At 73.0% G+C, this 24,423-nt stretch carries 23 protein-coding genes; 14 read left to right on the top strand and 9 right to left on the bottom strand.

Going from position 1 to position 24,423, the window contains the following annotated elements; genetic code table 11:
* The first annotated feature begins 40 nt into the window (after window positions 1–40).
* Window positions 41–355 (top strand): DUF3263 domain-containing protein, encoded by a 315-nt coding sequence (locus tag IE140_RS33420; protein WP_150194896.1) that lies wholly within the window; start codon window positions 41–43, stop codon window positions 353–355.
* A gap of 39 nt (window positions 356–394) precedes the next feature.
* Here IE140_RS33420 and IE140_RS33415 read toward each other — a convergent pair whose 3' ends face one another.
* Window positions 395–1,087 (bottom strand): phosphotransferase, encoded by a 693-nt coding sequence (locus IE140_RS33415; protein ID WP_150194898.1) that lies wholly within the window; start codon window positions 1,085–1,087, stop codon window positions 395–397.
* 202 nt (window positions 1,088–1,289) lie between these two features.
* On the opposite strand from IE140_RS33415, the gene IE140_RS33410 reads away from it, so the two are divergent.
* The 4 genes from IE140_RS33410 (at window position 1,290) to IE140_RS33395 (ending at window position 5,374) form a co-directional block, all read left to right on the top strand.
* Complete coding sequence (locus IE140_RS33410) at window positions 1,290–2,669, top strand: alpha-lytic protease prodomain-containing protein (protein ID WP_128808030.1); 1,380 nt, start codon at window positions 1,290–1,292, stop codon at window positions 2,667–2,669.
* 145 nt (window positions 2,670–2,814) lie between these two features.
* Entirely contained in the window at window positions 2,815–3,675 is an 861-nt protein-coding gene (locus IE140_RS33405; protein WP_150194900.1) for a dioxygenase family protein, read from the top strand.
* A gap of 177 nt (window positions 3,676–3,852) precedes the next feature.
* Window positions 3,853–4,362: a SigE family RNA polymerase sigma factor gene (locus IE140_RS33400; protein ID WP_150194902.1), complete on the top strand. Its 510-nt coding sequence runs from the start codon at window positions 3,853–3,855 to the stop codon at window positions 4,360–4,362.
* Window positions 4,363–4,456: 94 nt separating this feature from the next.
* A complete protein-coding gene (locus IE140_RS33395; protein ID WP_189460972.1) occupies window positions 4,457–5,374 on the top strand; it encodes a RodZ family helix-turn-helix domain-containing protein in 918 nt (305 codons plus the stop codon).
* Window positions 5,375–5,419: 45 nt separating this feature from the next.
* Here IE140_RS33395 and IE140_RS33390 read toward each other — a convergent pair whose 3' ends face one another.
* Window positions 5,420–7,111 (bottom strand): bifunctional 3'-5' exonuclease/DNA polymerase, encoded by a 1,692-nt coding sequence (locus IE140_RS33390; RefSeq protein ID WP_150194906.1) that lies wholly within the window; start codon window positions 7,109–7,111, stop codon window positions 5,420–5,422.
* Between the two features lie 62 nt (window positions 7,112–7,173).
* Between IE140_RS33390 and IE140_RS33385 the strand changes: the two genes are divergently transcribed.
* Together IE140_RS33385 and IE140_RS33380 are read left to right on the top strand one after the other, a co-directional pair.
* Complete coding sequence (locus IE140_RS33385) at window positions 7,174–8,364, top strand: DUF2786 domain-containing protein (RefSeq protein ID WP_150194908.1); 1,191 nt, start codon at window positions 7,174–7,176, stop codon at window positions 8,362–8,364.
* Between the two features lie 38 nt (window positions 8,365–8,402).
* Entirely contained in the window at window positions 8,403–10,529 is a 2,127-nt protein-coding gene (locus IE140_RS33380; protein ID WP_150194910.1) for an FUSC family protein, read from the top strand.
* 56 nt (window positions 10,530–10,585) lie between these two features.
* Here IE140_RS33380 and IE140_RS33375 read toward each other — a convergent pair whose 3' ends face one another.
* Complete coding sequence (locus tag IE140_RS33375; RefSeq protein WP_109179108.1) at window positions 10,586–11,101, bottom strand: hypothetical protein; 516 nt, start codon at window positions 11,099–11,101, stop codon at window positions 10,586–10,588.
* Between the two features lie 220 nt (window positions 11,102–11,321).
* Here IE140_RS33375 and IE140_RS33370 point away from each other — a divergent pair, with 220 nt between their 5' ends.
* Window positions 11,322–11,564, top strand: coding sequence for a DUF397 domain-containing protein (locus tag IE140_RS33370; RefSeq protein WP_003968242.1), 243 nt, complete (start codon window positions 11,322–11,324; stop codon window positions 11,562–11,564).
* A gap of 46 nt (window positions 11,565–11,610) precedes the next feature.
* Here the strand turns inward: IE140_RS33370 and IE140_RS33365 are convergent, their stop codons facing one another.
* Entirely contained in the window at window positions 11,611–12,108 is a 498-nt protein-coding gene (locus tag IE140_RS33365; protein WP_150194912.1) for an ATP-binding protein, read from the bottom strand.
* A 357-nt stretch (window positions 12,109–12,465) separates the two neighbouring features.
* Between IE140_RS33365 and IE140_RS33360 the strand changes: the two genes are divergently transcribed.
* Together IE140_RS33360 and IE140_RS33355 are read left to right on the top strand one after the other, a co-directional pair.
* The gene (locus IE140_RS33360; RefSeq protein WP_093445341.1) at window positions 12,466–13,329 is read left to right on the top strand and encodes a Sco1979 family transcriptional regulator; all 864 of its coding nucleotides are present in this window, start codon (window positions 12,466–12,468) and stop codon (window positions 13,327–13,329) included.
* Between the two features lie 58 nt (window positions 13,330–13,387).
* Complete coding sequence (locus IE140_RS33355; protein WP_093445342.1) at window positions 13,388–14,845, top strand: aldehyde dehydrogenase family protein; 1,458 nt, start codon at window positions 13,388–13,390, stop codon at window positions 14,843–14,845.
* Between the two features lie 7 nt (window positions 14,846–14,852).
* Here IE140_RS33355 and IE140_RS33350 read toward each other — a convergent pair whose 3' ends face one another.
* Window positions 14,853–15,863 carry a GlxA family transcriptional regulator gene (locus IE140_RS33350; protein ID WP_229827010.1) on the bottom strand — a complete coding sequence of 337 codons (1,011 nt, stop codon included), beginning with the start codon at window positions 15,861–15,863 and terminating at the stop codon, window positions 14,853–14,855.
* A 64-nt stretch (window positions 15,864–15,927) separates the two neighbouring features.
* Here IE140_RS33350 and IE140_RS33345 point away from each other — a divergent pair, with 64 nt between their 5' ends.
* The 4 genes from IE140_RS33345 (at window position 15,928) to IE140_RS33330 (ending at window position 19,786) form a co-directional block, all read left to right on the top strand.
* A complete protein-coding gene (locus IE140_RS33345; RefSeq protein WP_229827008.1) occupies window positions 15,928–17,241 on the top strand; it encodes an MFS transporter in 1,314 nt (437 codons plus the stop codon).
* Window positions 17,242–17,256: 15 nt separating this feature from the next.
* Entirely contained in the window at window positions 17,257–17,898 is a 642-nt protein-coding gene (locus IE140_RS33340; RefSeq protein ID WP_150194914.1) for a PadR family transcriptional regulator, read from the top strand.
* 95 nt (window positions 17,899–17,993) lie between these two features.
* Window positions 17,994–18,959 (top strand): ATP-binding cassette domain-containing protein, encoded by a 966-nt coding sequence (locus IE140_RS33335; RefSeq protein ID WP_150194916.1) that lies wholly within the window; start codon window positions 17,994–17,996, stop codon window positions 18,957–18,959.
* Window positions 18,956–19,786, top strand: coding sequence for an ABC transporter permease (locus IE140_RS33330; protein ID WP_150194919.1), 831 nt, complete (start codon window positions 18,956–18,958; stop codon window positions 19,784–19,786). Before IE140_RS33335 ends, IE140_RS33330 begins: the two co-directional genes overlap by 4 nt.
* 21 nt (window positions 19,787–19,807) lie before the next feature.
* On the opposite strand, the gene IE140_RS33325 is transcribed toward IE140_RS33330, so the two are convergent.
* The 4 genes from IE140_RS33325 to IE140_RS33310 all read right to left on the bottom strand — a co-directional run bounded on the left by IE140_RS33325 (window position 19,808) and on the right by IE140_RS33310 (window position 24,293).
* Entirely contained in the window at window positions 19,808–20,623 is an 816-nt protein-coding gene (locus tag IE140_RS33325; protein ID WP_109179100.1) for a hypothetical protein, read from the bottom strand.
* Between the two features lie 71 nt (window positions 20,624–20,694).
* Window positions 20,695–22,122 (bottom strand): glutamate decarboxylase, encoded by a 1,428-nt coding sequence (gene gad / locus IE140_RS33320; protein WP_109179099.1) that lies wholly within the window; start codon window positions 22,120–22,122, stop codon window positions 20,695–20,697.
* 74 nt (window positions 22,123–22,196) lie between these two features.
* Entirely contained in the window at window positions 22,197–22,820 is a 624-nt protein-coding gene (gene wrbA / locus IE140_RS33315) for an NAD(P)H:quinone oxidoreductase (RefSeq protein WP_032766441.1), read from the bottom strand.
* A 162-nt stretch (window positions 22,821–22,982) separates the two neighbouring features.
* The gene (locus IE140_RS33310) at window positions 22,983–24,293 is read right to left on the bottom strand and encodes an ion channel protein (protein ID WP_150194921.1); all 1,311 of its coding nucleotides are present in this window, start codon (window positions 24,291–24,293) and stop codon (window positions 22,983–22,985) included.
* Window positions 24,294–24,423 lie beyond the last annotated feature (130 nt).

The following is a 24,423-nucleotide window of genomic DNA, read 5'->3' as shown; positions in this document are numbered from 1 at the left end:
TTCGGCGCGAGTGTCGGGGGCGGGTATTAGGTTGGCTGATATGACCGCCCCCGACCACGATCACGACGACGCCCCGGCCGCCCCCGACCACGATCACGACGACGCCCCGGCCGCGCCCGCGCCCGGGGCGGACGAACTGTCCGTACGGGACCGGGCCCTGCTCGCCCTGGAGCGGCGGCCCTGGCCGGGGCCCGGGGCGAAGGAGCGGGCGATCCGCGAGGAGCTCGGGATCTCGCCGGTCCGCTACTACCAGCTGCTGAACGCGCTGATCGAGGACGAGCGGGCGCTGCGGGAGGACGCCGTCACGGTGAACCGGCTGCGGCGGGTGCGGGACGCGCGGCGCGGGCGGCGCTGAGGCTTCCCCTCGGGGGCTCCGCCCCCGGACTCCCGCTCCTCAATCGCCGGAGGGGCTGGAATGGTCCAGCACCAGGTCCACCGCCCCGTCCAGGCAGCCCCGTTCGGCCTCCGTCAGATACGGGTTCTCCTGCTGGCGGGTCCGGGCCAGCGCCAGATCGGCGGCCGACGCGCCCCCGTCGTCGGCGAGTTCGGCCAGGAGCGCCGCCAGCAGCGGCCGTACGTCGGCACCGGCCGGGAACGCCGGGTCCAGCGCGATCCGGGCCAGGGTCAGCGCCGACATCGCCCGGTCGAGGCCGGGCGGGCCCTCCGCCGCGCTGGACCAGTCGATCACCACCGCCCCCTCGGCCGTCAGCATCACGTTCTCCGGATGCAGGTCCAGATGGAGCACGCAGTCTTCCGGATTCGTCGAGACCCGGGGCGGTATCGCGTGCAACTCCCGCAGCAGGCGGGCGAGCAGGGCCCCCGCCTCGGCCGCCCCCAGCCGCCCCGCGAGCAGGGCCTCGGCCAGCGTCGGGCCGGTCAGCCGCTGGAGCACCAGGTCCGTGGGGCGGGCCTCCTCGGCGGGCGGACCGATGCGCGGCACCGGGAAGCCGAAGGCGCCGACGTAACTCATCACGGCCAGCTCCTCCGTGACGTCGGTGCGGTCCCGGTAGCGGCGGAGGACCCAGGGGCCGTCGAGCGCGTACACGTCGGCGGTGCGTCCCGAGCCCAGAAGTTGCCCTGTGTGCATGAGGGCGAACCTACCCGGGCGCCCCGCCGAAGGGGAGACGGCTCTCCTCCCCGTCTCACGGGGGCGGCCGGCCCCATAACGCGGAGGGAGGGGGTGAACGGGATCTCCTGTGCCGGGCGCCACCGCCGCTACGGTTTCGGCAATTCCCTGGTCCGGACCAACCCCGCCGGATCCGGACCCCCCTTGAACCAAGGAGAGTCACGTGGAGAGAACCACGCTCCGCAGACGCGCCCTCGTCGCCGGCACCGCCACGGTGGCCGTGGGTGCGCTCGCCCTCGCCGGGCTGACCGGCGTGGCATCCGCCGGCCCCGCGGGCACCACCGCCCCGCCGGTCTCCGCCGACAGCCTGTCGCCCGGGCTGCTGGCCGCCATGGAGCGCGATCTCGGTCTGGACGCGGACGACGCCCGGAGCCGGATAGCCAACGAGTACCGCGCCGCCGCCGTCGCCGCAGGGCTGGAGAAGTCCCTCGGCGCCAGCTACGCCGGAGCCCGGGTCAGCGGTGCGAAGGCGGCCCTGACCGTCGCCACCACCGACGCCTCCCAGACCGCCCGGATCACCGAGGCCGGGGCGAAGGCCGAAGTCGTCGGCCACAGCCTGGACCGGCTCGAAGGGGTCAAGGAGGCCCTCGACAGGGTCGCGCTGCGCAAGGCCCCGAAGGACGTGCCCGTCTGGTACGTCGACGTCGAGGCCAACCGGGTCGTCGTGAACGCGGCGAGCACCGCCGCCGGAACGGCGTTCCTCAAGGCGGCCGGGGTCGACAGCGCCCTCGTCACCGTCGCCCGCTCCGCCGAGAAGCCCCGCACCTTCGCCGACCTGCGGGGCGGCGACGCGTACTACATGAACGGCTCCGGCCGCTGTTCCATCGGCTTCTCCGTCAAGCGCGGCACCCAGAACGGCTTCGCCACCGCCGGTCACTGCGGCCGGGTCGGCACCACCACCAACGGCTTCAACCAGCAGGCCCAGGGCACCTTCCAGGGCTCCACCTTCCCCGGCCGCGACTACGCCTGGGTCGCCACCAACGCCAACTGGACCCCGCGCCCGACGGTCAACGGCTACGGGCGGGGCGACGTCACCGTCGCCGGCTCCACCGCCGCCGTCGTCGGCGCCTCGGTCTGCCGCTCCGGCTCCACCACCGGCTGGCACTGCGGCACCATCCAGCAGCTCAACACCAGCGTCACCTACCCGGAGGGCACCATCTCCGGCGTGACCCGCACCAGCGTCTGCGCCGAGCCCGGCGACTCCGGCGGCTCGTACATCTCCGGCAACCAGGCGCAGGGCGTCACCTCCGGCGGCTCGGGCAACTGCTCGTCGGGCGGTACGACGTACTTCCAGCCGCTCAACCCGCTGCTCCAGGCGTACGGGCTGACCCTGGTCACCAGCGGTACGCCCACCGACCCGCCCACCACGCCGCCGACCGACCCGCCGACCGACCCGCCGGGCGGCACCTGGGCGGCCGGCACCGCGTACGCCGCCGGAGCCACGGTGACGTACGGCGGAGCGACCTACCGCTGCCTCCAGGCCCACACGGCCCAGCCCGGCTGGACCCCCGCGGCCGTCCCGGCACTCTGGCAGCGGATCTGACCGCCCCGGGCCCGGTCCGGCGCGACCCGGCCGCCCCGGACCCGGCCCGGCACCCCCGTAACAGCACCTCCTGAACCTCCCCGCCTCCCGCCTCCCCGCGCCGAGGCCCCCCGAGGACTCCGAGGAAAACGTCATGACCCCACAAATGGACAACGCAACCCCCCACGAGCCGAACGCGTCCGACGAGGCGTCGGGGGACCGGCGGCGGATCAGCCGCAAAGGTCTCCTGAAGGCCGCGCTCGTCGCGAGCGCCGCGCCCCTGCTCGCCGGAGGCGGCGTCGCGCTCGCCCGGGACGCCGCCGCCACCGGGGACGGGCCCCTGGCCCTCACCCCGGAGTGCGACGACGGCGACGACACGACGCCGCCGCAGATGGAGGGCCCGTACTTCAAGCCCAACTCGCCCCGCCGCACCAGCCTGGTGACCGCGGGCACCCCCGGCGTACCGCTCACCGTGAGCGGCTACGTCTTCGGCCGGGCCTGCCGGCCCGTCTCCGGGGCCCTGCTCGACTTCTGGCAGGCGGACACGAACGGGGCCTACGACATGGTCCGGTTCGACTTCCGGGGGCACCAGTTCACCGGTGCGGACGGCTCGTTCAGCCTCACCACGATCGTGCCGGGCCTCTACCCGGGCCGGACGCGCCACATCCACGTGAAGGCGCAGGCGCCCGGCGGCCGCATCCTCACCACCCAGCTGTACTTCCCGAACGAGCCGCGCAACAACACCGACGCCCTGTTCAACCCCCGGCTGCTGATGAACGTCCGCAACGTGGGCAACGGGCGCCAGGGCACCTTCGACTTCGTCCTGGACGTCGCCCAGACGCCCGGTCCGACCGATCCGCCCACCGACCCACCCACCGAGCCGGGGACCAGCTGGGCCGCCGGCACCTCCTACCGCGCGGGCGACCGCGTGACCTACGGCGGGGTCGCCTACCGCTGTCTGCAGGCGCACCAGGCCGTCTCCGGCTGGGAGCCGCCGCACGTCCCCGCGTTGTGGGAACGCGGGTAGACGACAGAGACAGCGAGCGCACCACCGCCCGCGCCCCGTTCACGCCGTCCGGCGCGTGAACGGGGCGCTTCTGCGCGTGGGGCCGGGAAAAAGTCTCCGCGGAGCGCCTGAAACATTCGCCCGGCCCCGTCGCGTCGTAGAGGAGGAAGGGCGGAACGTGGACTGACGGGGGAGAACATGAAGGCTGCGCGTACCGACGAGTTCAGAGTGTTCGCGGCCGGCCGGGCCGGTCATCTGTTCCGCTCGGCCTGCCTGTTGACCAGCGGCGATGTGCATCTCGCCGAGGATCTGGTGCAGGAGACGCTGAGCCGGATGTACGTGACGTGGGGCCGCGCCCGCCGGATCGACAACCCGGCGGCGTACGCGCAGACCGTGCTGGTGAGGACCTTCCTCACCCATCGGCGGCGCCGCTCCGCGAGCGAACGCCCGCTGGCCGAACTGCCCGAGGGCGCTTCGGCCGACCGCGACGACCCGGCGCTGCGGTTGACGCTGATGCGGGCCCTGTCCCAACTGGCGCCCAAGGACCGCGCGGTCGTCGTCCTGCGGTACTGGGAGGACCGCAGCATCGAGGAGACCGCCGCCGCCCTCCGGGTCAGCCCGGCCGCCGTGCGGACCCGCTGCGTGCGGGTGCTCGGGCGGCTGCGGGAGCAACTGGGCTGCAGCATCGCGGAGTTCGCCGCCCGCTGACACACGCGCGCCCTCCCCTCGGCCCCTGCGGCCCCAGAACTGTCGAGCAATCCGATATCTGTACGAGAAGTGGTGGTTCCCCATGCCCAGTGAAATGCCCAGCGAAGACGATCACCCGTTCGAGGGCAGCCTCGGTGCGGAAATGCGCCGTGCCGGCGAGACCTTCGAGCTGTCCGGCCGGGCCACCCTGGTGGACGGCGCGCTGGAACAGGGGCGGCGCACCGTGCGCCGCCGCCGCGTCGCCGCCGTGGCCGGAAGCGTGCTGACCCTGGCCCTCGTCGGCGGCGGAGTCACGTTCGCCACCGGCCAGTTGGGCTCCTCCGGCGGCGGGGTGAACGTCGCAAGCAGCGCCCCGGTCGCGCAGACGGCGACGCCCACGGCGGAGACCCCCACCGACGCCGCCACGCCCACGCCGACGGCCGAGCCCGAGGAGACCGCGAAGGGCACCCCCACGCCTTCGGACGCGCCGACGACGGGGTCCGCCACCGCCACCCCCAAGGCGGGGGCGGGCACCGGTCAGCCCTCGCCGGACCCGGGCTCCCCCTCGCGCGGAACGCACGACGCCGGGGTTCCGGCGCCGCCGCTCGACTACACGCTGCTGATGCCCACCTTCCGCGCGCTGCTGCCGGAGGGACTGACCGTGACGGACGAGACGGACAGCGGGGACGAGTTCGCCTCGGTCGTCGTCGACGACGGCAAGGGCCGGTCCCTCGTGCAGATCAATGTGCAGCAGGACATGCGGGACTCCGTCGGTGACCTCTACGGCGACGCCACCACCCTGCCCGACGGCACGCTGCTCGCCACCTCGAAGAAGCCCGGCGAGAAGGGCGGATCGGGGGTCGTCATGTGGACGGCCGACAGCATGCGCCCGGACGGCATGCGGGTCCTCGTCTCGGCCTTCAACTCCGGCGAGCAGTCGAGCCCCGCCACCCGCAAGGCGCCCGCGCTCACCATGGACCAGCTCATCGCCCTCGTCCTCAGCCCCGAGTGGCCGAAGCTCCAGCAGCGGTAGGCCGGGGGGCGCCGTCCGCGGCGGCCCGGGGCACTCTTCCGGCTGTCACTTCGCGTCCGCGTACCGCTCCACCACCGCCACCGTGAAGGGGAACCGCACCGGCGTCCGGCCGAAAGCGGTCCGCCCGGCGAGCTCGCCCGCCGCGCGGATCGCCTCGGCGACGGCGGCGCTCTCCTCGGCCGGGCAGTGCACGATCACCTCGTCGTGCTGGAAGAACACCAGCTGCGCCCGCAGCCCCTGCTCGAAGAGGGACCGGCGCAGCCCGGCCAGCAGGAGCAGCGCCCAGTCGGCCGCGCTGCCCTGCACCACGAAGTTACGGGTGAAGCGCCCCCGGGCCCGCGCCGTGCCGCCCCCGGACCCGGCGGGGCCTCCGGCGTCACCGGCGCCCTCCGGGTCCTCCTGGGGGATGCCCGCCTCCTCGTCCTGGCCCGCCGAGACGACCGGCGGGCTGGTGCGGCCCAGCCAGGTCCGCACCACGCGGCCCTCCTCGCCCGCACGCGCCGCGTCGTCGACATAGGCGACGGCGAGCGGGAAGCGGCGGCGCAGCGCGGCCAGGTTCTTCAGTCCGTCCCCGGAGGTCTGGCCGTAGACCGCGCCGAGCAGCGCCAGCTTGGCGTGCTCGCGGTCGCCGGAGAACGCCCGGTCGGACAGGGCCTCGTAGAGGTCGCCGTCATGACCGGCCACCTCCATCAGCCCCCGGTCGCGGGAGATCGCCGCCAGCACCCGGGGCTCCATCTGGTCGGCGTCCGCGACGACGAGCCGCCACCCCGGATCGGCGACCACGGCCTGCCGGATCACCTTGGGGATCTGGAGCGCCCCGCCGCCGTTGGTCGTCCACCGGCCGCTGACCGTACCGCCCGGCTGGTACTCCGGGCGGAAGCGGCCCTCGCGCACCCAGTCCTGGAGCCAGGACCAGCCGTGCGCGGTCCAGATCCGGTACAGCTTCTTGTACGCGATCAGCGGCTCGACCGCCGGATGGTCCAGCTCCTCCAGCTCCCACCGCCGGGTCGACTTCACCCGGATCCCGGCCTGCGCGAACGCCTTCACCACATCGGCGGGCAGATCCGGGCGGACTCTCCTGCCGAACGCCGCCGACACCTCGTCCGCCAGCTCGGCGAGTCTGCGGGGCTCGCCGCCGCCCGCGTACCGCTCGCCCAGCAGCCCGTTCAGCAGCTCCCGGTGGACGTCGGCGCGCCAGGGCAGCCCGGCCCGGTGCATCTCGGCGGCCACGAGCATCCCCGCCGACTCCGACGCGGTCAGCAGCCGCATCCGGTCCGGGTGCTCCGCCGCGTCATGGCGGCGCAGCTGGTCCGCGTAGACCCGCAGGAGCCCCTCGAACGGCACACCGGTCCCCGACGACGGTTCGAAGAGGGAGGACTGCGCGCCCGGTTCGGCGGACCGGGCGGGCGGATCGGGCGGAACCGGCCCGCTGTCGAGGCGGGCCAGCGCGGCGGCGGCCGACCGGGGCTCGCCCAGCCGCCCGGCGTGGCCGAGGAGCAGCAGCTCGGCGCACTCGATGTCGTAGCACCGCTCGACCCGGACCCCGGCGGCGAGCAGCCGCGGGTAGACCGCGGCGGTCGACCGCCACACCCAGCGCACCACGTCGGGGCGGGAGCGGACCGCTTCGACGAGGTCGGGCTCGGCGACGACCGGACCGGCGGGCGTGCCGTCGCCGGCGAGCGGCGCGAGCAGCGCCCCGCCCCCGTCCGCGGCCGCCACCGCCCACCGTTCGGTCATGGGTGCGAGTCTGGCACCCGCCACTGACAACGCCCGGGAGCCGCGCGCCTACCCTTGGCGGGATGGAATCCGTGATCGACCGGGCGTGCGCGGCGGCCCTCTACGCGGAGGGCGACGCCGCCCTGGACACCGGTGCGTCCCTGCTCGCCGCCGCCCCGGACGCCGACGACGAGGCGCACCGGCGCGGTGAGGAGTTCGTGCGCCGGGCGTGGGAGCGGGGCTGGCACCCCGCCGACCTGGTCCGGTTCGTCCGCCGGGAGCTGGACGAGCGGCGGGCGGCGCTGGCCGGGACCCTGATCGCCGCCGAGACCGCCCGGTACGCGGAGCTGCCGCCCGGGTGGACCCGGCAGCTCGCCGGGCTGCCGGAGTCCGTGCCCCGCAACCGGCCCGACCGCTTCTCCTACGCCGCCGATCTGCTGGAGCTCTACCGGGTGCTGCTGCGGCTGCCCGCCATCGAGCCCGTGGGACCGCCGCCCGGCGCCGCCACCGACCAGCTGCACCGGCCGCCCGCCGCCGACGAGCCCCGCATGCTCACCCGGATCCGGGCGCTGCTGGCGAAGGCGGAGGCGACCGGCTTCCCGGAGGAGGCCGAGGCGCTGACCACCAAGGCGCAGGAGCTGATGGCCCGGCACACCATCGACGAGGCCCTCCTCGCCGCCCGGACGCGGAGCCGCGAGACCCCGGGGGCCTGCCGGATCGGGGTGGAGCCCCCGTACGAGAGCGCCAAGGCGGTCCTGCTGGACGCCGTGGCCTCCGCGAACCGCTGCCGGGCCGTGTGGAACGAGGACCTCGGCTTCTCCACGGTCGTCGGCTTCGATGCGGACCTGGAGGCGGTCGAGCTGCTGTTCACCTCGCTGCTCGTCCAGGGGACGACGGCGATGACCCGGGCGGAGGCCGGACAGCGCGCCGGAGGCCGTAAGCGGACCAAGACCTTCCGGCAGGCGTTCTGGATGGGGTACGCCCAGCGCCTCGGCCGCCGGCTGGCCGCCGACGCCGAGCGGATCACGGCGGAGGCGGACACCGGGACCGGCACGGCAGGAGCAGGCGGCGGGCTGCTTCCCGTCCTCGCCGCCCGGGACGTCGCGGTCGCCGACACCGCCGAGCGGATGTTCCCGAGGACCACGACCACCCGGCTGCGCGGGGTCTCCGACCTGGCGGGCTGGACGCACGGCACCGAGGCCGCCGACCGGGCCCGCGTGGGCGGTGCGCGAGGCGGCGCGTCCCATCGACCCGACGGGGAAATCACGGCGTAAGTCGGGCTTGTCCGTGATTGCCCCGTTAGGCTCGGCCCATGAGCTGGCTCCGGGCGCTGAAGGAGACCGCCCGCTCGGGGCTGGAGATCGAGCGGCAGAGACTGGAACCCCTCATCGCGCTGCGCGGTGCGGCCGGACTCGCCCTCGTCATCGGCGCCGGCCTCGTGCTGTTCGGTCCGGAGATCGCGGCGAGCTCCGCGTTCGGCGCGTTCCAGGCCGCCATCGCCACCTTCCAGCGCAGCTGGCGCCCGCGCCCCGTCCTCGCCCTGGTCTCCGGGGCGAGCCTCGCCGTCTCGACGTTCGTCGGGTACGTCAGCGGCGCGCACGTCGTGCTCTTCCTCTGTCTGCTCGGCCTCTGGACGTTCCTCGCCGGGCTCGCCTGGGCCGCGGGCCCCACGGCGGGCATCATCGCCGCGTCCAACGTCGCGATCATGCTGGTGACGATCACCCTGCCCACCTCGGTCGTGGACGCCGCCGCCCACGCGGGGATGATCGCCGTCGGCGGCCTCGTGCAGGCCGCGCTGATCGTCCTCTTCCCGGTCCGCAGATGGGGCGCCCAGCGCGACGCGCTCGCCGACGCCCTGGCCGCCGAGGCCGACTACGCCCGCCGGCTGCGCCACGACCCGGTCGCCCCCTTCGACCCGCTGCCCCTGATGACCGCCCGCAGCGCCGCCGCCGTCACCCCGCGCGAGGCCCGCCGCCGCCCCGCCGAGCTGCGCGGGGCCCGTGGGGTGGCCGAGCGGCTGCGCCCGGTGCTGGCCTCGCTGGCGGACCCGGCGATGGGGGTGCCCGGCGACGGCCTGGAGCGGCTCTGGGTGAACGAGCTGCTGGGCGCGGCCGGATCGGTCCTGGACGCCGCAGCGCGGGCCGTCCGGTACGGCGAACCCGTCCACCTCTCCGCCACCGACCTGGGCGTCCTGAAGACCCCGGACAACGACGTGATCCTCGTCGGCCCCGCCCGCCGCGCCGCCGACCGGCTCTCGGCCCTGCTCGACGACGTCCTGGAGATCGCGGAGGGCACCGGCACCGACAGCGGGATCCCCACCGACCTCGCCCCGGACACCCGGCACCGGCCCTCGCTGCTGAAGCTGGTCCCGGTGGTGCTGGCCGCGATGCGCCGCGAGATGCACCACGGCTCGCCGGTCCTGCGCCACGCGATCCGGGTCGCGGTGGTCGCCGTCTCCGGCTACTTCGTGGGCGAGGCGGTCCCGCTCGGCCACGGCTACTGGGCCCCGATGACCGCCGTCATGGTGATGCGGCCCGACTTCTCGCAGACGTACGCCCGCTCCGCCGGACGCTTCGGCGGCACCCTGGTCGGGGTCGGGCTCGCCACCGCGATCGTGCAGACCGCCCACCCCGACGCCCGGCTCTCCGCGCTCCTCGCGGTGATCTGCGCTGGGCTGATGTACCTGCTGATGGGCACCGGCTACGCGGTCGGCCAGGTCTGCGTGGCCGCGTACGTCGTCTTCCTGCTCGGCATGGCCGGGGACGACTGGTCCCAGACCGTCACCGAACGCATCGTGCTGACCCTCGTCGGCGGACTCCTCGCGATGGCCGCGTACGCCCTCTACCCGGCCTGGGAGACCCCGCGGCTGCGCAACCGGCTGGCCGAGTGGCTGGTGGCGGACGGCCGGTACGCCGCCACGGTCGTCGACCGGTACGCCGACCCCGCCTCCCGGGACGACGAGGACGTCCGGGACGCGCTGATCGCCACCCGGGAGGCCCGTGTCGCGTGGCAGGAGGCGCTGGCGACCGCCCAGCACGAACCCGTACGCCACCGGGGCATCTCCCGGGCCGCCGCCACCGACGCCCAGCACGCGCTGGCCCAGCTGGGCCGGTCCGCGATGGTCCTGGAGGCCCACCTGCCGGCCCGGTCCGCCGACCCGGTGCCCGGCGCCGCCCAGTTGGCCGAGGCGCTGCGCCGGGCCACCGAGAAGGGTGCCAAGGCCGTACGGGAGCGGCGGCTGCCCGACTGGCAGCCGGTGGTGGACGCGGTGGCTCACTGGGACATGCCCACCCCGGCGGACGACGGCACGACACCGGTCGGCGACCCGGTGGTGCGCCGGGGCGCGGCACTGCTCCTGGACGCGCTGGAGGAGTTCACCCGCGCCCTGGACGAGCGCGGCGGCTCCACCCGCGTCAGCAGCGTCCTCGCCGACAGCTGAGCGCCCCCGGCGAGTCGGACGGCTGCCTTACGGCGCGGGGCTCCGAGGCGCGTGCCTTACGGCGCGGGCACCTCCGGCAGGTCCCCCAGGTCGGGGAGCGAGGGCATGCCGCTCGGCAGCTTGCCCGCCTCCGCCTTGGCGAGGGTGTCCTTGGCGCCGCCGTCCCACGAGACGACCAGCTTCGAACCGTCGACGGAGTCGATCGCGCCCATCGTGCGCTCGGTGCCGCCGTCGGTGCACTTCAGCGCGAGCATCGGCTCGCCGCCCATGTCCTTCACATCGCCCTGGCACACGGACTTGTCGGCGACGAGGGCGACCTTGCGGGCGGCGATGGACACGGTGACGTTCTTTCCGTCCGTGAGCCCCACCCAGGTGCCCTCCAGCGCCGCGGCGTCGACGGAGCCCCCGCCGGACTCCCCGGAGCCCTCGCCGCCACCGGCGCCGGGCGTCGCGCTCGCCGGCGCGTCCGCGCCGGAATCCTTCTTCGCGTCGTCGCTGCCGCAGGCGGTCAGCGCGAACGAGGCGGCCAGCGCGGCCACCGCGATCGCGCCGGTGCGTAGAGACCTGGTCACGTGGAGTTCCCCCTTGCTGTTTTCCGGTCGAAAGACCGCGCCACGTTACCAAGGTCCGCATCGGTCAACTCCGGTAAGCGGGAGCGAAATAGGCGCGCCGTTCGTCTTGTAATCAAAGGAACACCCCGTGTGCACGTGCATCTGCTCATGCATTGGCATATGAACAGAGCTATGATCCGAGCTAGTTGACACTTGCACCTTGCAACTCGGGGAGCGTCCTGTGCACCACGTGTACAACGGCATGGCGGCCACAGAGCTTCGCGGAGTCGTCTGGCAGAAGAGCAGGCACAGCAACTCCCAGGGATCCTGCGTGGAGTTCGCGCGGCTGCCCGGAGGGAATGTGGCGATGCGGAACTCCCGTCACCCCGACGGGCCCGCCCTCGTCTATACGCCCGCGGAGATCGAGGCGTTGCTGCTGGGCGTCAAGGACGGCGAGTTCGACCACCTCGCGGCAGGCGCCTGACGCCGGGTCCGGTCCACGAGGGACCGGACCGGGGCTCGTGCGAGCCCTACTCCGCCTTTTCCGGCAGCCGGAAAAGGGCCCAGACGACCTTGCCGTACAGCGGTCCCGAAGGCAGCTCTCCGAGCGGTACGGGAGAGGGGTGCCAGCCCCAGCTGTCGCTGACGCATTCCACCAGGAACAGTCCGCGGCCCGATTCGGCGGAATCCGCCGCCTCGCCCGCCACCGGGCTCTCCCGGCTGGGATCGCGCACCGCGCACACCAGCCGCGAGGTCCACCGCATCAGATGCAGCCGCACCGGCGGGTCCGGGAACTCCCGCGGAGGGTCGCCGGGCAGCGCGTGGCGCAGGGCGTTGGTGACGAGTTCGGACACCACCAGGGCGACATCGTCGAACCGGTCGCCCAGCTCCCACCGCTCCAGCGTGGTCCGGGTGAACTTCCGTGCCCCGCCGACCGCTTCGTAACGCGCGGGCAGAGCGCACGAGGCCGATCCGGCAACCCCTGAGGGGTCGGTGGGGGGAAGCCCCTGCCGTAACGGCTCGAGCATCGTCGATCCATTCGTCCCCATACGAGGCACTCCCGGGATTCGCGGCTGTAGCGGCACTGCCTGTAGCGGTACTGCGGGGGGTACAGCGGCACAACACGAGCACGCAGGTGCGCGGGGACCATGGTTCCGAATGCGCACAGCAGATGCAAGGGCAGATGCACGTGCACGCGCCGGACCTGCCCGATACCGTGGTGGTTGCGGGGCATTTCTTCCCGAGGTCAGTTTCGGAGCTTTCCGGACGTCTTCCCATTTCCGTAATCGAATGAGTACGGGCTGAAGCGTTTTGGTGGCAGAATCCGGCAGTCGGGGTTCGGGGGGCTCCGGGTGCCAGGGAAGGCGATGGGGAGGGTCGGACCAGTGTCGGCAGGCGAGTCGAGTGGATCGGTGGTGCGGCGCATCCTCCTGGGCTCTCAGCTCAGGAGACTGCGAGAGTCGCGCGGTATCACCCGTGAGGCGGCCGGCTACTCGATCCGGGCCTCCGAATCGAAGATCAGCCGCATGGAGTTGGGACGGGTGAGCTTCAAGGCCAGGGACGTCGAGGACCTCCTCACGCTCTACGGAGTGGCGGACGAGGCGGAGCGGGACTCCCTCCTCGGCCTGGCCCGCGAGGCCAATGTGGCGGGCTGGTGGCACAGTTACGGCGACGTGCTGCCCGGCTGGTTCCAGACGTACGTCGGCCTGGAGGGCGCCGCGTCCCTCATCCGCATCTACGAAGTCCAGTTCGTGCACGGACTGCTGCAGACCGAGGCGTACGCCCACGCCGTCGTCGCGCGCGGGATGCGCGGAGCCTCGCCCGCCGAGATCGACCGCCGCGTCGCCCTGCGCCTGGAGCGCCAGAAGGTCCTCGTCTCGGAGCGCGCCCCGACGTTCCACGCCGTGCTCGACGAGGCGGCGCTGCGCCGCCCGTACGGAGAACGCGAGGTCATGCGTGCCCAGTTGCGGCATCTGATCGATATGTCGGAGCAGCCGAACATCACGCTTCAAGTCATGCCCTTCAGCCACGGCGGCCATGCGGGCGAGAGTGGCGCATTCACGATGCTGCGCTTTCCTGAATCCGATCTGTCGGACATCGTCTATTTGGAGCAGCTGACGAGTGCGCTCTATCTGGACAAGCCCGAAGAAGTCGCGCACTACGAAAAGGCGATGGCGGCTCTCGCCCAGGAGAGCCCGTCCCCGGAAGAGAGCCGGGATCTTCTGCGCGGACTACTCCAACTGACGTAATTTCTCGTTACGATGACGTCGCATCAGGAGTCTGCGAACGCCTGCAGTAAGGGATTGCATGTCCTTCTTCCATGAACTGGCCCACCAGTACATCGACGGCGAGTGGCTGACCGGCAGCGGCTCGTGGGACATCATCGATTTCAATCCCTACAACGGTGAGAAACTCGCCGCCGTCACCGTGGCCACCGCGCTGGAGGTCGACCGCGCCTACCGGGCCGCCGAGCGGGCGCAGCAGGAATGGGCCTCGGTCAACCCGTACGAGCGGCGCGCCGTCCTCGAACGCGCGCTCCGTATCACCGGCGAGCGCGCCGAGGAGATCACCGAGGCGATCATCGACGAGCTGGGCGGCACCCGGCCGCGCGCACGGTACGAGGTCGACAGCGCCACCGAGTTCCTGCGCGAGGCGATCCGCCAGGCGCTGCGCCCCACCGGACGCCTGCTGCCCGCCGTGGGGGACGGCCGGGAGAACCGGCTCTACCGGCTGCCCGTCGGCGTCGTCGGGGTCATCAGCGCCTTCAACTTCCCTTTCCTGGTGACGATGAAGTCCGTCGCACCCGCACTGGCGCTCGGCAACGCGGTCGTCGTGAAACCCCATCAGAACGCCCCGGTCGTCGGCGGCGGTCTGATCGCGAAGATATTCGAGGACGCCGGACTTCCGGCCGGGCTGCTCAACGTGGTGGTCACCGACAGCGCCGAGATAGGCGACGCGTTCATCGAGCACCCCGTGCCCAGGGTGATCTCGTTCACCGGATCCGACCGGGTCGGCCGGCACATCGCCGCCACGGCGGCCGGCGCCTTCAAGCGGACCATCCTCGAACTGAGCGGAAACAGCGCCCTGGTGGTGCTGGAGGACGCCGACATCGACTACGCGGTCCGGTCCGCCGTCTTCAGCCGCTTCCTGCACCAGGGGCAGGTCAGCATGGCGGCCAACCGGATCCTGGTGGACCGTTCGGTGGCCGAGGAGTTCACCGGGAAGTTCACCGCCGAGGTGGCCGCACTCCGGGCCGGCGACCCGAGGGACCCGGAGACCCGGATCGGGCCGGTCATCAACGCCTTCCAGGCCGACGCGCTGGACGCCCTCGTGGACCGCGCGATCGCGGACGGTGCGACGGCCCTCGTCCGGGGCCGGACCGTCGGCAACGTCGTCGGGCCGACCGTCCTCACGGGCCTCGCGGAGGACTCCCCGCTGCTTCAGCAGGAGATCCTCGGCCCGGTGGCCCTGCTGATGACGTTCGACGGCGAGGAGGAGGCCGTCCGGATCGTCAACGAGGGCCCCTACGGCCTCAGCGGCGCGGTCCACACCCGGGACGCGGAGCGCGGTGTGAAGTTCGCCCAGCGCATCGTCAGCGGGATGTTCCACGTCAACGACTCCACCGTGCAGGACGATCCGCTGGTCGCGTTCGGCGGCGAGAAGACGTCCGGAGTGGGGCGGCTGAACGGCGAAGCCGTGGTGGAGGCGTTCACCACACAGCGGTGGATGTCGATCCAGCACGGCCGCTCGGTCTTCCCGTACTGACGGTACGTCACGGGGTAGGCGTCGCGGGTCCCCGGAACGTGGTGCGGTAGGCGCTCGGCGAGACGCCCAGCGCCGCATGGAAGTGCCGGCGCAGATTGGCCGCCGTACCGAGCCCGGTGCGCGCGGCCACCTGCTCCACGGGCGTGTCCGACTCCTCCAGCAACTCCCGTGCCAGTTCGATACGTTGCCGGGTCAGCCAGGCCATGGGCGTCAGGCCGACCTCGTCCCGGAACCGCCGGGTGAAGTGCCGAACGCTCATCGACTCGCGGGCCGCCAACTGCCCCAGCGTGATCGGGTCCTGGAGCCGCCGCAGCGCCCAGTCGCGGGCGGCCGAGGTCCCCGGGGCCGACCGCCCGGGCACCGGCCGCCGGATGTACTGCACCTGGCCGCCCTCGCGGTGGGGCGGTACGACCGTGCGCCGGGCCACGTCGTTCGCGACGGCCGTCCCGTGGTCGCACCGGATCATGTGCAGGCACAGGTCGATCCCGGCGGCACACCCCGCCGAGGTCAGGACGGACCCCCCGTCGGTGTAGAGCACGTCCGGGTCCAGCCCGACCCGGGGGAAGAGCCGGGCGAACAGCTCCGTGTACCGCCAGTGCGTGGTGGCCGTGTGCCCGTCGAGGAGCCCGGCCGAGGCCAGCACGAACGCACCGGTGCAGATCGACGCCACCCGGACCCCGGGCCGGATCAGCGCGAGGGCCTCCGCCAGCGGGGCCGGTAGCGCGGGCGTCTCCTGGACGTAGTCCTCGTACGACGACAGGACGATCACCGTGTCGGCCTCGGCCAGCGCCTCGGGCCCGTGCGCGACGGCCACGGTGAAATCGCCGTCCGTCCGCACGTCGCCGGGCGCGGGGGAGCAGGTGGCGACCTCGTACAACGGCTCGCCGTCGGCCGACGCCCCCTGCCGGGCCTGGCCGAAGAGCTGGTGGACGATGCCCAGCTCGATGGGGAGCAGGACCGCGCGGGCGAGCACGGCGACGCGGTGCCGGCCGGGGTGGGTGAAGACCGTCATGGCCATATCCTTGCGCACCTGGTCCATCGGGACACTCGTGAGGGCGGGGCCCGCTCGCGACGCTGACTCCATGGCCTCATCGACCTCGACTTCGACCACGACCCCGTCCGCCCGTATCCACCGCGCATGGCTGATGGCCGCCGTCGCGGGCGCGGCCATCGTCACGGCGGGAGCGTTCACCACCGTGCCCGGCCTGCTGGTGACGCCGCTGCACCAGGAGTACGGCTGGGAGCGCGGGCAGATCGCGCTCGCCGCCTCGGTGAACATGGTGCTCTTCGGCCTCACCGCCCCGTTCGCGGCGGCGCTGATGGACCGGATCGGGGCCCGCCGGGTGGTCATGGGGGCATTGCTGCTGGTCGCGTCCGGGGCACTGCTGACCGGGGTGATGACGCGGCCCTGGCAACTCGTCGCGTACTGGGGTGTGCTGATCGGCCTCGGCAGCGGCTGCCTGACCATGACGTTCGCCGCCGGGCTCACCGCCCGCTGGTTCGACCGGCGGCGCTCGCTGGTGACGGGCGCGCTCAGCTCCGCGAGCCACCTGGGCCAGCTGCTGTTCCTCCCGCTCCTCGCCCGGTCCGTCGACCACCACGGCTGGCGTCCGCCGGTGGTGACGCTGGCGCTGGTGGCCCTGGCGGTGGCCGCCCTGGTGTTCCTGCTGCTGCGCGACCACCCGGCCGAGGCGGGCGTGATGCCGTACGGGGCAACGGAGTTCGTGGCGAAGCCGCCCCCTGCCGCCGGAGCGGCGGCGCGCACGCTGAAGGTGCTCCTGGGGGCGGCGCGCACCGGCCCTTTCTGGCTGCTGGCCGGGGTGTTCGCGCTCTGCGGGGCGTCCACCAACGGCATCATGTGGTCCAACTGGGCGCCCGCCGCGCACGATCACGGCATGCGGGCCACGGCGGCGGCCTCGCTGCTGTCCCTGATCGGGATCTTCTCCGCCCTCGGCGCGCTGCCGGCCGGCTGGCTGACCGACCGGTTCGACCCGCTCCGCGTGCTGACCGTCTGCTTCGCCGTCCGCGCGCTCACCCTCCTCGCCCTGCCCCTGGTGTTCGCCTCGACGGTCACCGTGCCGATGCTCCTGTTCACGGCGGTCTACGGGCTCGTCGACGTCGCGACCGTGCCGCCCGTGATCGAGCTGGCCCGCCGGGTGTACGGGGAGGACGGGCCCGTCGTCTTCGGCTGGACGAACGCCGCCCACCAACTGGGCGCGGGTGCATCGGCGTTCCTCGGTGCCACCGCCCGGGACGCGTTCGGCAGCTACGACGTGGTGTGGGCCGCTCTGGCGGCGGGATGCCTGGTCGCGGCCCTGCTGGCCCCCGCCGTCCGGATGCGAGGGCACACCTGCCGCCCGGACGCAAGCGGGCGGGGCTACCCTAGTCAAAGTTGAATACGAAGGAGTGTCATGTCCGCGATCCGGCTGCTGGTCCTCGGCGCGGTGCGCATGCACGGCCGCGCGCACGGCTATCAGGTCCGCAACGACCTGGAGTACTGGGGCGCGCACGAGTGGTCCAACGCCAAGCCCGGGTCGATCTACCACGCCCTGAAGCAGATGGCGAAGCAAGGACTGCTCCTCGCGCACGAGACGGCCCCGTCCACGGCCGGCGGCCCGCCGCGCACCGAGTACGAGGTCACGGAGGCGGGCCTCGACGAGTACCGCGCCCTGCTCCGGGACGCCATCCGCTCGTACGACCGGAACATGGACGTCCTCTCGGCGGCGGTCGGCTTCATCGTCGACCTGCCCCGCGAGGAGGCGGTCGCCCTGCTCAAGGAGCGGATCGAGGGCATCCGGGAGTGGCGGGACGCGGTCACCGAGTACTACACCCCCGAGGAAGGGCCTGAATCCCTCGGTCACATCGGCGAGATCATGAACCTGTGGGTGCACTCGGCGGACAGCGGCGCGGAGTGGACCCGGGGCCTGATCGCCCGCATCGAGGGCGGCGCGTACACCTTCGCGGGCGAGGGTGACCCGTTCGTCGGGGTCCTCGCCGAGGGTGAGGAGAACCCGTACGCCACCGGTGTGCCCGACCCCGGGGACAACGACTAATCAAGTTTGACGAATGCCGGTCCTGGGTTTACCTTCGAGCTGCTAGTCAAGTTTGACTACGAGGGTTGCGAAGGCGTGGAAGGGCGGCGGGGAACGTGACGGAAGCGATCGTCATGGACGGAGTGCACAAGCGGTACGGGGAGAAACGCGCCCTGGACGGACTGGACCTGGTCGTCGGCAGCGGCACCGTCCACGGGGTGCTCGGCCCCAACGGGGCGGGCAAGACCACTGCCGTACGGATCGTGTCGACGCTGCTGCGCCACGACGCGGGCCGGGTCACCGTGGCCGGCCTCGACGTCCGCGAGCGGGCGGGCGAGGTGCGGCGCAGGATCGGGCTGCTCGGGCAGCACGCGGCGGTGGACGAACAGCTCGGCGGGCGGCAGAACCTGGAGATGTTCGGGCGGCTGTACCACCTGGGCGCACGCCGGGCGGGCAGCCGGGCGGACGAACTCCTTGAGCGGTTCGGCCTGGCGGACACCGGCCGCAAGGCGGTCAAGCAGTACAGCGGCGGCATGCGCAGACGGCTGGACCTGGCCGCGTCGCTGATCACCGATCCGGACGTGCTGTTCCTGGACGAGCCGACGACCGGCCTCGACCCGCGCGGGCGCACCGAGGTGTGGGACGCGGTGCGGTCCCTGGTCGGCGGCGGCACCACGGTGCTGCTGACCACCCAGTATCTGGAGGAGGCGGACCAGCTGGCCGACCGGATCTCCCTCATCGACCACGGCCGGGCGGTCGCCGAGGGCACCCCCGACGAGCTCAAGGCCCGCGTCGGCGGCGACCGGATCGACATCGTCCTGCGCGACGCTTCCCGGCTGGCGGAGGCGGCGGCGCTGCTCGGCGGCGAGGACCTGACGCTCGACCCCGACCGGCGGCGGATCGGCGCGCCGGCCCCGGACCGGATGGCGGCCCTGACCCGGACGGTGCGGGTGCTGGACGAGGCGGGCATCGAGGCGGAGGACATCGCGGTGCGCCGCCCGACCCTGGACGAGGTGTTTCTCTCCCTGACCGGGCAACCGGCCACCGCGCAGGTGGCGGAGAAGGCGGAGGTGGCGGCATGAGTGCGGCGACGACGACGGCGGCCCCCGGACCGGACGGGGCGGCCTCCCGGCTGGGCTGGGCGCTGGCCGACTCCTGGACGATGACCCGCCGCGAACTGGCGCACTGGGCCCGGCAGCCCGTGGCGGTCCTCGTCAACCTGGTGTTCCCGGTGATGCTGCTGCTGATGTTCACCTATCTGGTGGGCGGCGGCCGGGGCGTGTCCGGCGACCCCACCGAGTACCTGGTCCCCGGGATGCTCGCGCTGACGATGGCCTTCGGGCTGGAGGCGACGATGCTCGCGGTCACCCAGGACCTCGGCAAGGGCGTCATCGACCGTTTCCGCTCGATGCCGATGGTCCCCGGCGCGGTACTGGTGGGCCGCAGCGCCGCGGACATGCTCCAGTCGGTTCTCTCGCTCGCCGTGATGACCGGGGTCGGTTACGCGGTCGGCTGGCGCTGGCACAACGGGGCCGCGGCCGCGCTCGGGGCGGTGGGGCTGCTGCTCCTGCTGCGGTTCGCGATGCTGTGGGTCGGCATCCACCTCGCCATGGTGGCGGGCAGGCCGGAGATGGTCACGGCGGTCCAGATCCTGGTCTGGCCGGTCGGCTTCCTCTCCAACGTCTTCGCCACCCCCGCGTCGATGCCGGGCTGGCTGGGCGCGGTGGTCGAGTGGAACCCGATGTCCGCGACCGCCACCGCCGTACGGGAGTTGTTCGGCAACCCCGGCGGCGCGACCGGCTCGTGGGCGGCGGAGCACGCCGAACTCCTCGCGGTGCTCTGGCCGGTGGCCATCATCGCGGTGTTCTTCCCGCTGGCCGTACGGAAGTTCGCGCGGCTCAGCCGGTAGCGGCGGGTCGGGGTCCGTGCGTCAGGCGGTCCGGCCCGGATCGTGGAGCGGGGAGTCGTGGACCGTGACGACCTCCCCGATCACCACGCCGGGCGCCGGCTCTGCCAGGTCCAGACCGGAGAGGTGGTTCTTCAGCCGCTTCGCCATGGGACGGAAGGTCGCGAGGGTGAGCCCGCCGGAGACCACGGCTCCGACGACCGGGATGGCCTTCGAGACGGACTTCGCGAAGGTCTGCTTCGTCATCTGGACGCCGAGGTAGCCCGCGACCTTCTTGACCACGGGGTAGACGACCCCTTGGGTGAGCGCCTTCTGCGGCAGCTTCCTGGCGACCTCGCGCGACATCATGGTCGCCACCTTGCCGACCGCGGTGTTCGCCGACTGGGTGCCGAACATCACACCGACGAAGAGCGTGAGGACACTCCTGGTCGCGTCATCGAGGTCGGCGTCCTCGGAGAAGAGATCGGGCCAGCTGTAGAGGTAGGCGAGCTTCTGGGCGATGCGCAGCACATGGCCGGTGTACTGCGCCAGGTCGGCCGGCACCGTGGCGGGAAGCGCCAGGATGCCGGGCATGCCCGTCGCCGCGGAGAAGGCGCTCACCTTGGCGGTCTCGTAGTTGATGGACTCGTTGGCAATCCGGTCCAGGACCTCCAGGGGGATGCCGGCCGCCGCGGGGCTCAGCTCGATCGCCCTCCGGACCTCCGCGTCGGTGCAGTGGCGGGCCAGAGCCCTGCGCAGATAGGAGGCCCGGTCGATCCGAACGCCCGGAAGCCGCGCGGCGCTTCCGAGTATCGCGGAGAACCGCGACTCGGGGTTCTCCAGGTCTCTGCTCGTGGACATGGCAGGGAACCTACAGCAGCGCCGAGGCGCCCCGCCCGGGTTTCGGCCGAGCTGTGACAGGACGGGGCAGGCTAGTGGTGGAAGGCCGTAGCGGCCGTCCGGTCATGGCTCACCGGGTGCTTCTGCGCCCGCAGTTCGGGCAGGAACAGCTTCAGGTCCTCGACCAGCAGCTCGGCCAGGTCCGAGGAGAAGCCGTTGCGGCACACCACCCGCAGCACCGACAGGTCCTGCCGGTTGGCGGGGAAGGTGTACGCGGGCACCAGCCAGCCGCGCTCCCGCAGCCGGCGCGACACGTCGAAGACGTCGTACGTGCGGACCTCGGCGGTCGTCGTGAACGCGAACACCGGCAACTCGTCCCCCCGGGTGAGGAGTCGGAAGTCGCCGAGGTCCTCCACAGCGCGGGCCAGGGAGCAGGCCACGTCCCGGGAGGCCTGCTGGACCGCTCGGTAGCCGTCGCGCCCGAGGCGCAGGAACGTGTAGTACTGCGCGACCACCTGCGCCCCGGGCCGCGAGAAGTTCAGCGCGAACGTCGGCATGTCGCCGCCCAGGTAGTTGACCCGGAAGACCAGCTCCTCCGGCAGCTCGTCCGACGTACGCCACAGGGCCCAGCCGACCCCCGGATAGACCAGGCCGTACTTGTGGCCCGAGGTGTTGATCGACGCCACCCTCGGCAGCCGGAAGTCCCACACCAGCTCCGGGTCGAGGAACGGAGCCACCATCGCGCCGGACGCCCCGTCCACATGGACCGGGACATCAAGTCCTGTGCGCTCCTGGAGGGCGTCCAGGGCCGCGCAGAGGTCGGCGATCGGCTCGTAGGACCCGTCGAAGGTGGAGCCGAGGATGCCGACGACCCCGATGGTGTTCTCGTCGCAGAGCTCGGCGGCGGCCTGCGGGTCGATGTGGAAGCGCCCGCCCTCCATCGGGACCTGCCGGGCCTCCACCTCCCAGAAGTTGCAGAACTTCTCCCAGCAGACCTGCACATTGACGCCCATCACCAGATTGGGCCGCGCCGTCGCCGGGTAGCGGTCCGCGTTCCGCTTGGCCCAGCGCCGCTTCAGGGCGAGCCCCGCGAGCATGCACGCCTCACTCGACCCGGTGGTCGAACACCCCACGGCCGCCGCCGGATCAGGCGCGTTCCACAGGTCGGCGAGCATCGCCACACAGCGCTTCTCCAGCTCGGCGGTGCGCGGGTACTCGTCCTTGTCGATCATGTTCTTGTCCCGGCACTCGCCCATCAGGACGCCGGCCTGCGGCTCCATCCAGGTCGTGACGAACGTGGCCAGGTTGAGCCGGGAGTTGCCGTCGAGCATCAGCTCGTCGTGGACCAGCCGGTACGCCGTCAGCGGCGGCAGCGGCCCCTCGGGCAGCCGGTGCCGGGGCGGCGCGGTGTTCATCGCGGCCGTCGGGTCCGCCTCGCCGAAGAACGGGTTCAGGGCGAGCCTGCGCCGCTCGTCGGAGGGCTCGTCCTGTTCCGGGTGGGCACCGCGGTGGAGCGGCATGGTGGGGAAGCCCTTCTCTCGGCCGTCGGGGGTCGGTGCGCGTGCGCGGGTGCCTGCGGGTGACGTGGACGGGGTCAGTTCCCGGCGGCCAGGCCCGCCTTGATGGCCCGGGTGAACTTCACGACCCGCTCGGCCTGTACGCGGGTGGCGGTGAGCGTCTGCTCGCCGACCGGGAGGTCGCCCTGCCCGGCGATGTGCGAGGTGCCGTACGGGTTGCCGTCGACGAACTTCGTGGGGTCGGTGTACCCGGGGGTGACGAGGATGCCGCCGAAGTGGTGGATCGTGTTGTACAGCGCGAGCAGCGTGGACTCCTGGCCGCCGTGGGCGGTGGCCGTGGAGGTGAAGCCGCTGTAGACCTTGTCGGCGAGCTGCCCCGACTGCCACAGCCCGCCGAGCGTGTCGAGGAACTGCTTCAGCTGGGCGGTGACGTTCCCGAACCGGGTCGGCGTACCGAAGATCACCGCGTCCGCCCAGACCAGGTCGTCCGGCGAGACCTCGGGGATGTCCGCGGTCGCCCTGGCGTTCTCCGCCCACGCCGGGTTGGAGTCGATGGCCGCCTGCGGCGCGAGCTCCGCCGCCCGGCGCAGCCGCACCTGCGCCCCGGCCCGCTCGGCATCCTCGGCCATCGCCTTCGCGATCGTGGCGATGGTGCCGGTGGAGGAGTAGTAGACGACGGCGACGTTGACGGGCGTGGACATGCGGGGGACCTCCGTCGAGTGGGATCGTTGCAAGGTGACGCAAAGCGTATGAACCAGACGATACGGAGGTTCGGTGCGTCCGGCGCGCCGGACGGGGCCTTCCCCGTGACCGCGTACGCCTGTCGCGCGCCGCAGTGGGTTGGTACGCCGCCGCTGACCGGCTCACCGCAGCGACTTCCCGTCCGCGTCCAGCTGCATCTGGGCCCGCCCCGTGACCAGCAGCCACGCGGGCAGGGTCGCCGCGCACAGCAGCGGCAGCACGGACGTGTCGCCGACCAGCACCGCCGCCGTGAACAGACTCACCCAGCCCTGTCGGGTGACGGCGAGCAGCACGCCCAGCACCGCGCAGGACACCGCGAGCGACGGCGGGACCGCGTCGACCAGCGCATGGGCGCACAGCCCGAGCGCCGTCCCCGCGAAGACCGCCGGGAAGATCCGCCCTCCCCGGAAGCCGCACGTGGCCGCGATCACGAGGGCGGCCATCTTCACGATCGCCATCCCCGCGAACTCCCCGGCCGACCACCCGTCCGGGTCCCCGGCGAGCGTCTTCACCTCGTCGAGCCCCTTGAACAGGGTGAGATGCCCGCCCAGCGCGCCCAGCAGCCCCAGCACGAGACCGCCCACCGTCAGGGCGAGCACCGGGTGCCGCAGCGCCGCGAACACCCTGTGCGCCACCGGGAACGCGTACACCGCGAGCAGCCCGAGGAGCGCGCCCGACGAGGCGATCAGCAGGGCGGAGAGCAGATCGCCCCAGTGCGGACCGGTGTACGCGGGGAGGGACAGGTCGAAGCTGGGCGCCGCGATCAACGACATGGTCAGCGCGCCCGCCGTACCGGCCGCGAGCGGGGCGAACAGCCGGTCCCAGAACGCCCCGGGGCCCGGCTGCGAGGCCAGCACCTCGGAGAGGACCAGCGCGGCGGCGACCGGGGTGCCGAAGAGGGCCCCGATCGTCCCGGCCGCCGCGAGCGCCACCCACACCTCGCCCGGAGCGCCGGGCGCGAACCGTCGGCCGAGCCAGAAGGCGAGGGCGATGTTGGCGGCGGTGATCGGGTTCTCGGGCCCGAGGCTCACCCCGCCCGCCAGCGCCAGAACGGTCACCAGGAGCAGCCCGGGCACGATGCCGGGCCGCATCGGGGCGTCGACCAGCCCGGTGGTGGCCGGATCGGGCCCGCCGTGGCCGGGCACGGCCCGCAGGACGAGCCCCACCGCGAGGCCGGTCGCGGTGAGCATCGCGACCATCCACAGCGAGGAGAACCGCCCCACCCCGAGCGCGTCGGGCAGGGATTCCCAGAGGACGTCCTGGAGCCGCTCCGCCAGCAGGCTCACCCCGAGCAGGATCAGCGCGCAGACGACGCCGACGGCGATCGCGGGCAGAACGAGCGGCAGCAGCCGCCGGGCCGGGGTGGCCGACGGGTGCGGGGGGTGCGGCGGCTGTGGGGGAGCGGGCGGGGACGCGGGGGTTTCGGGGGCCACCGGCCCACCCTAGGCCGACAAATCAGGCATAACCCCTAAGTTGGTCACAACCGGCCCCGCGTCACGCCGGGCGGCCCGCAGGCAGGACGTCACACCGGGCGGCCCGCACGCAGGACGTCACGCCGCGCCG

The sequence above is a fragment of the Streptomyces parvus genome (assembly GCF_014648875.1).
Classification (GTDB): domain Bacteria; phylum Actinomycetota; class Actinomycetes; order Streptomycetales; family Streptomycetaceae; genus Streptomyces; species Streptomyces parvus.
Note: the sequence above shows the minus strand (reverse complement) of the source record. Positions and strands in the feature narration are given on the sequence as shown.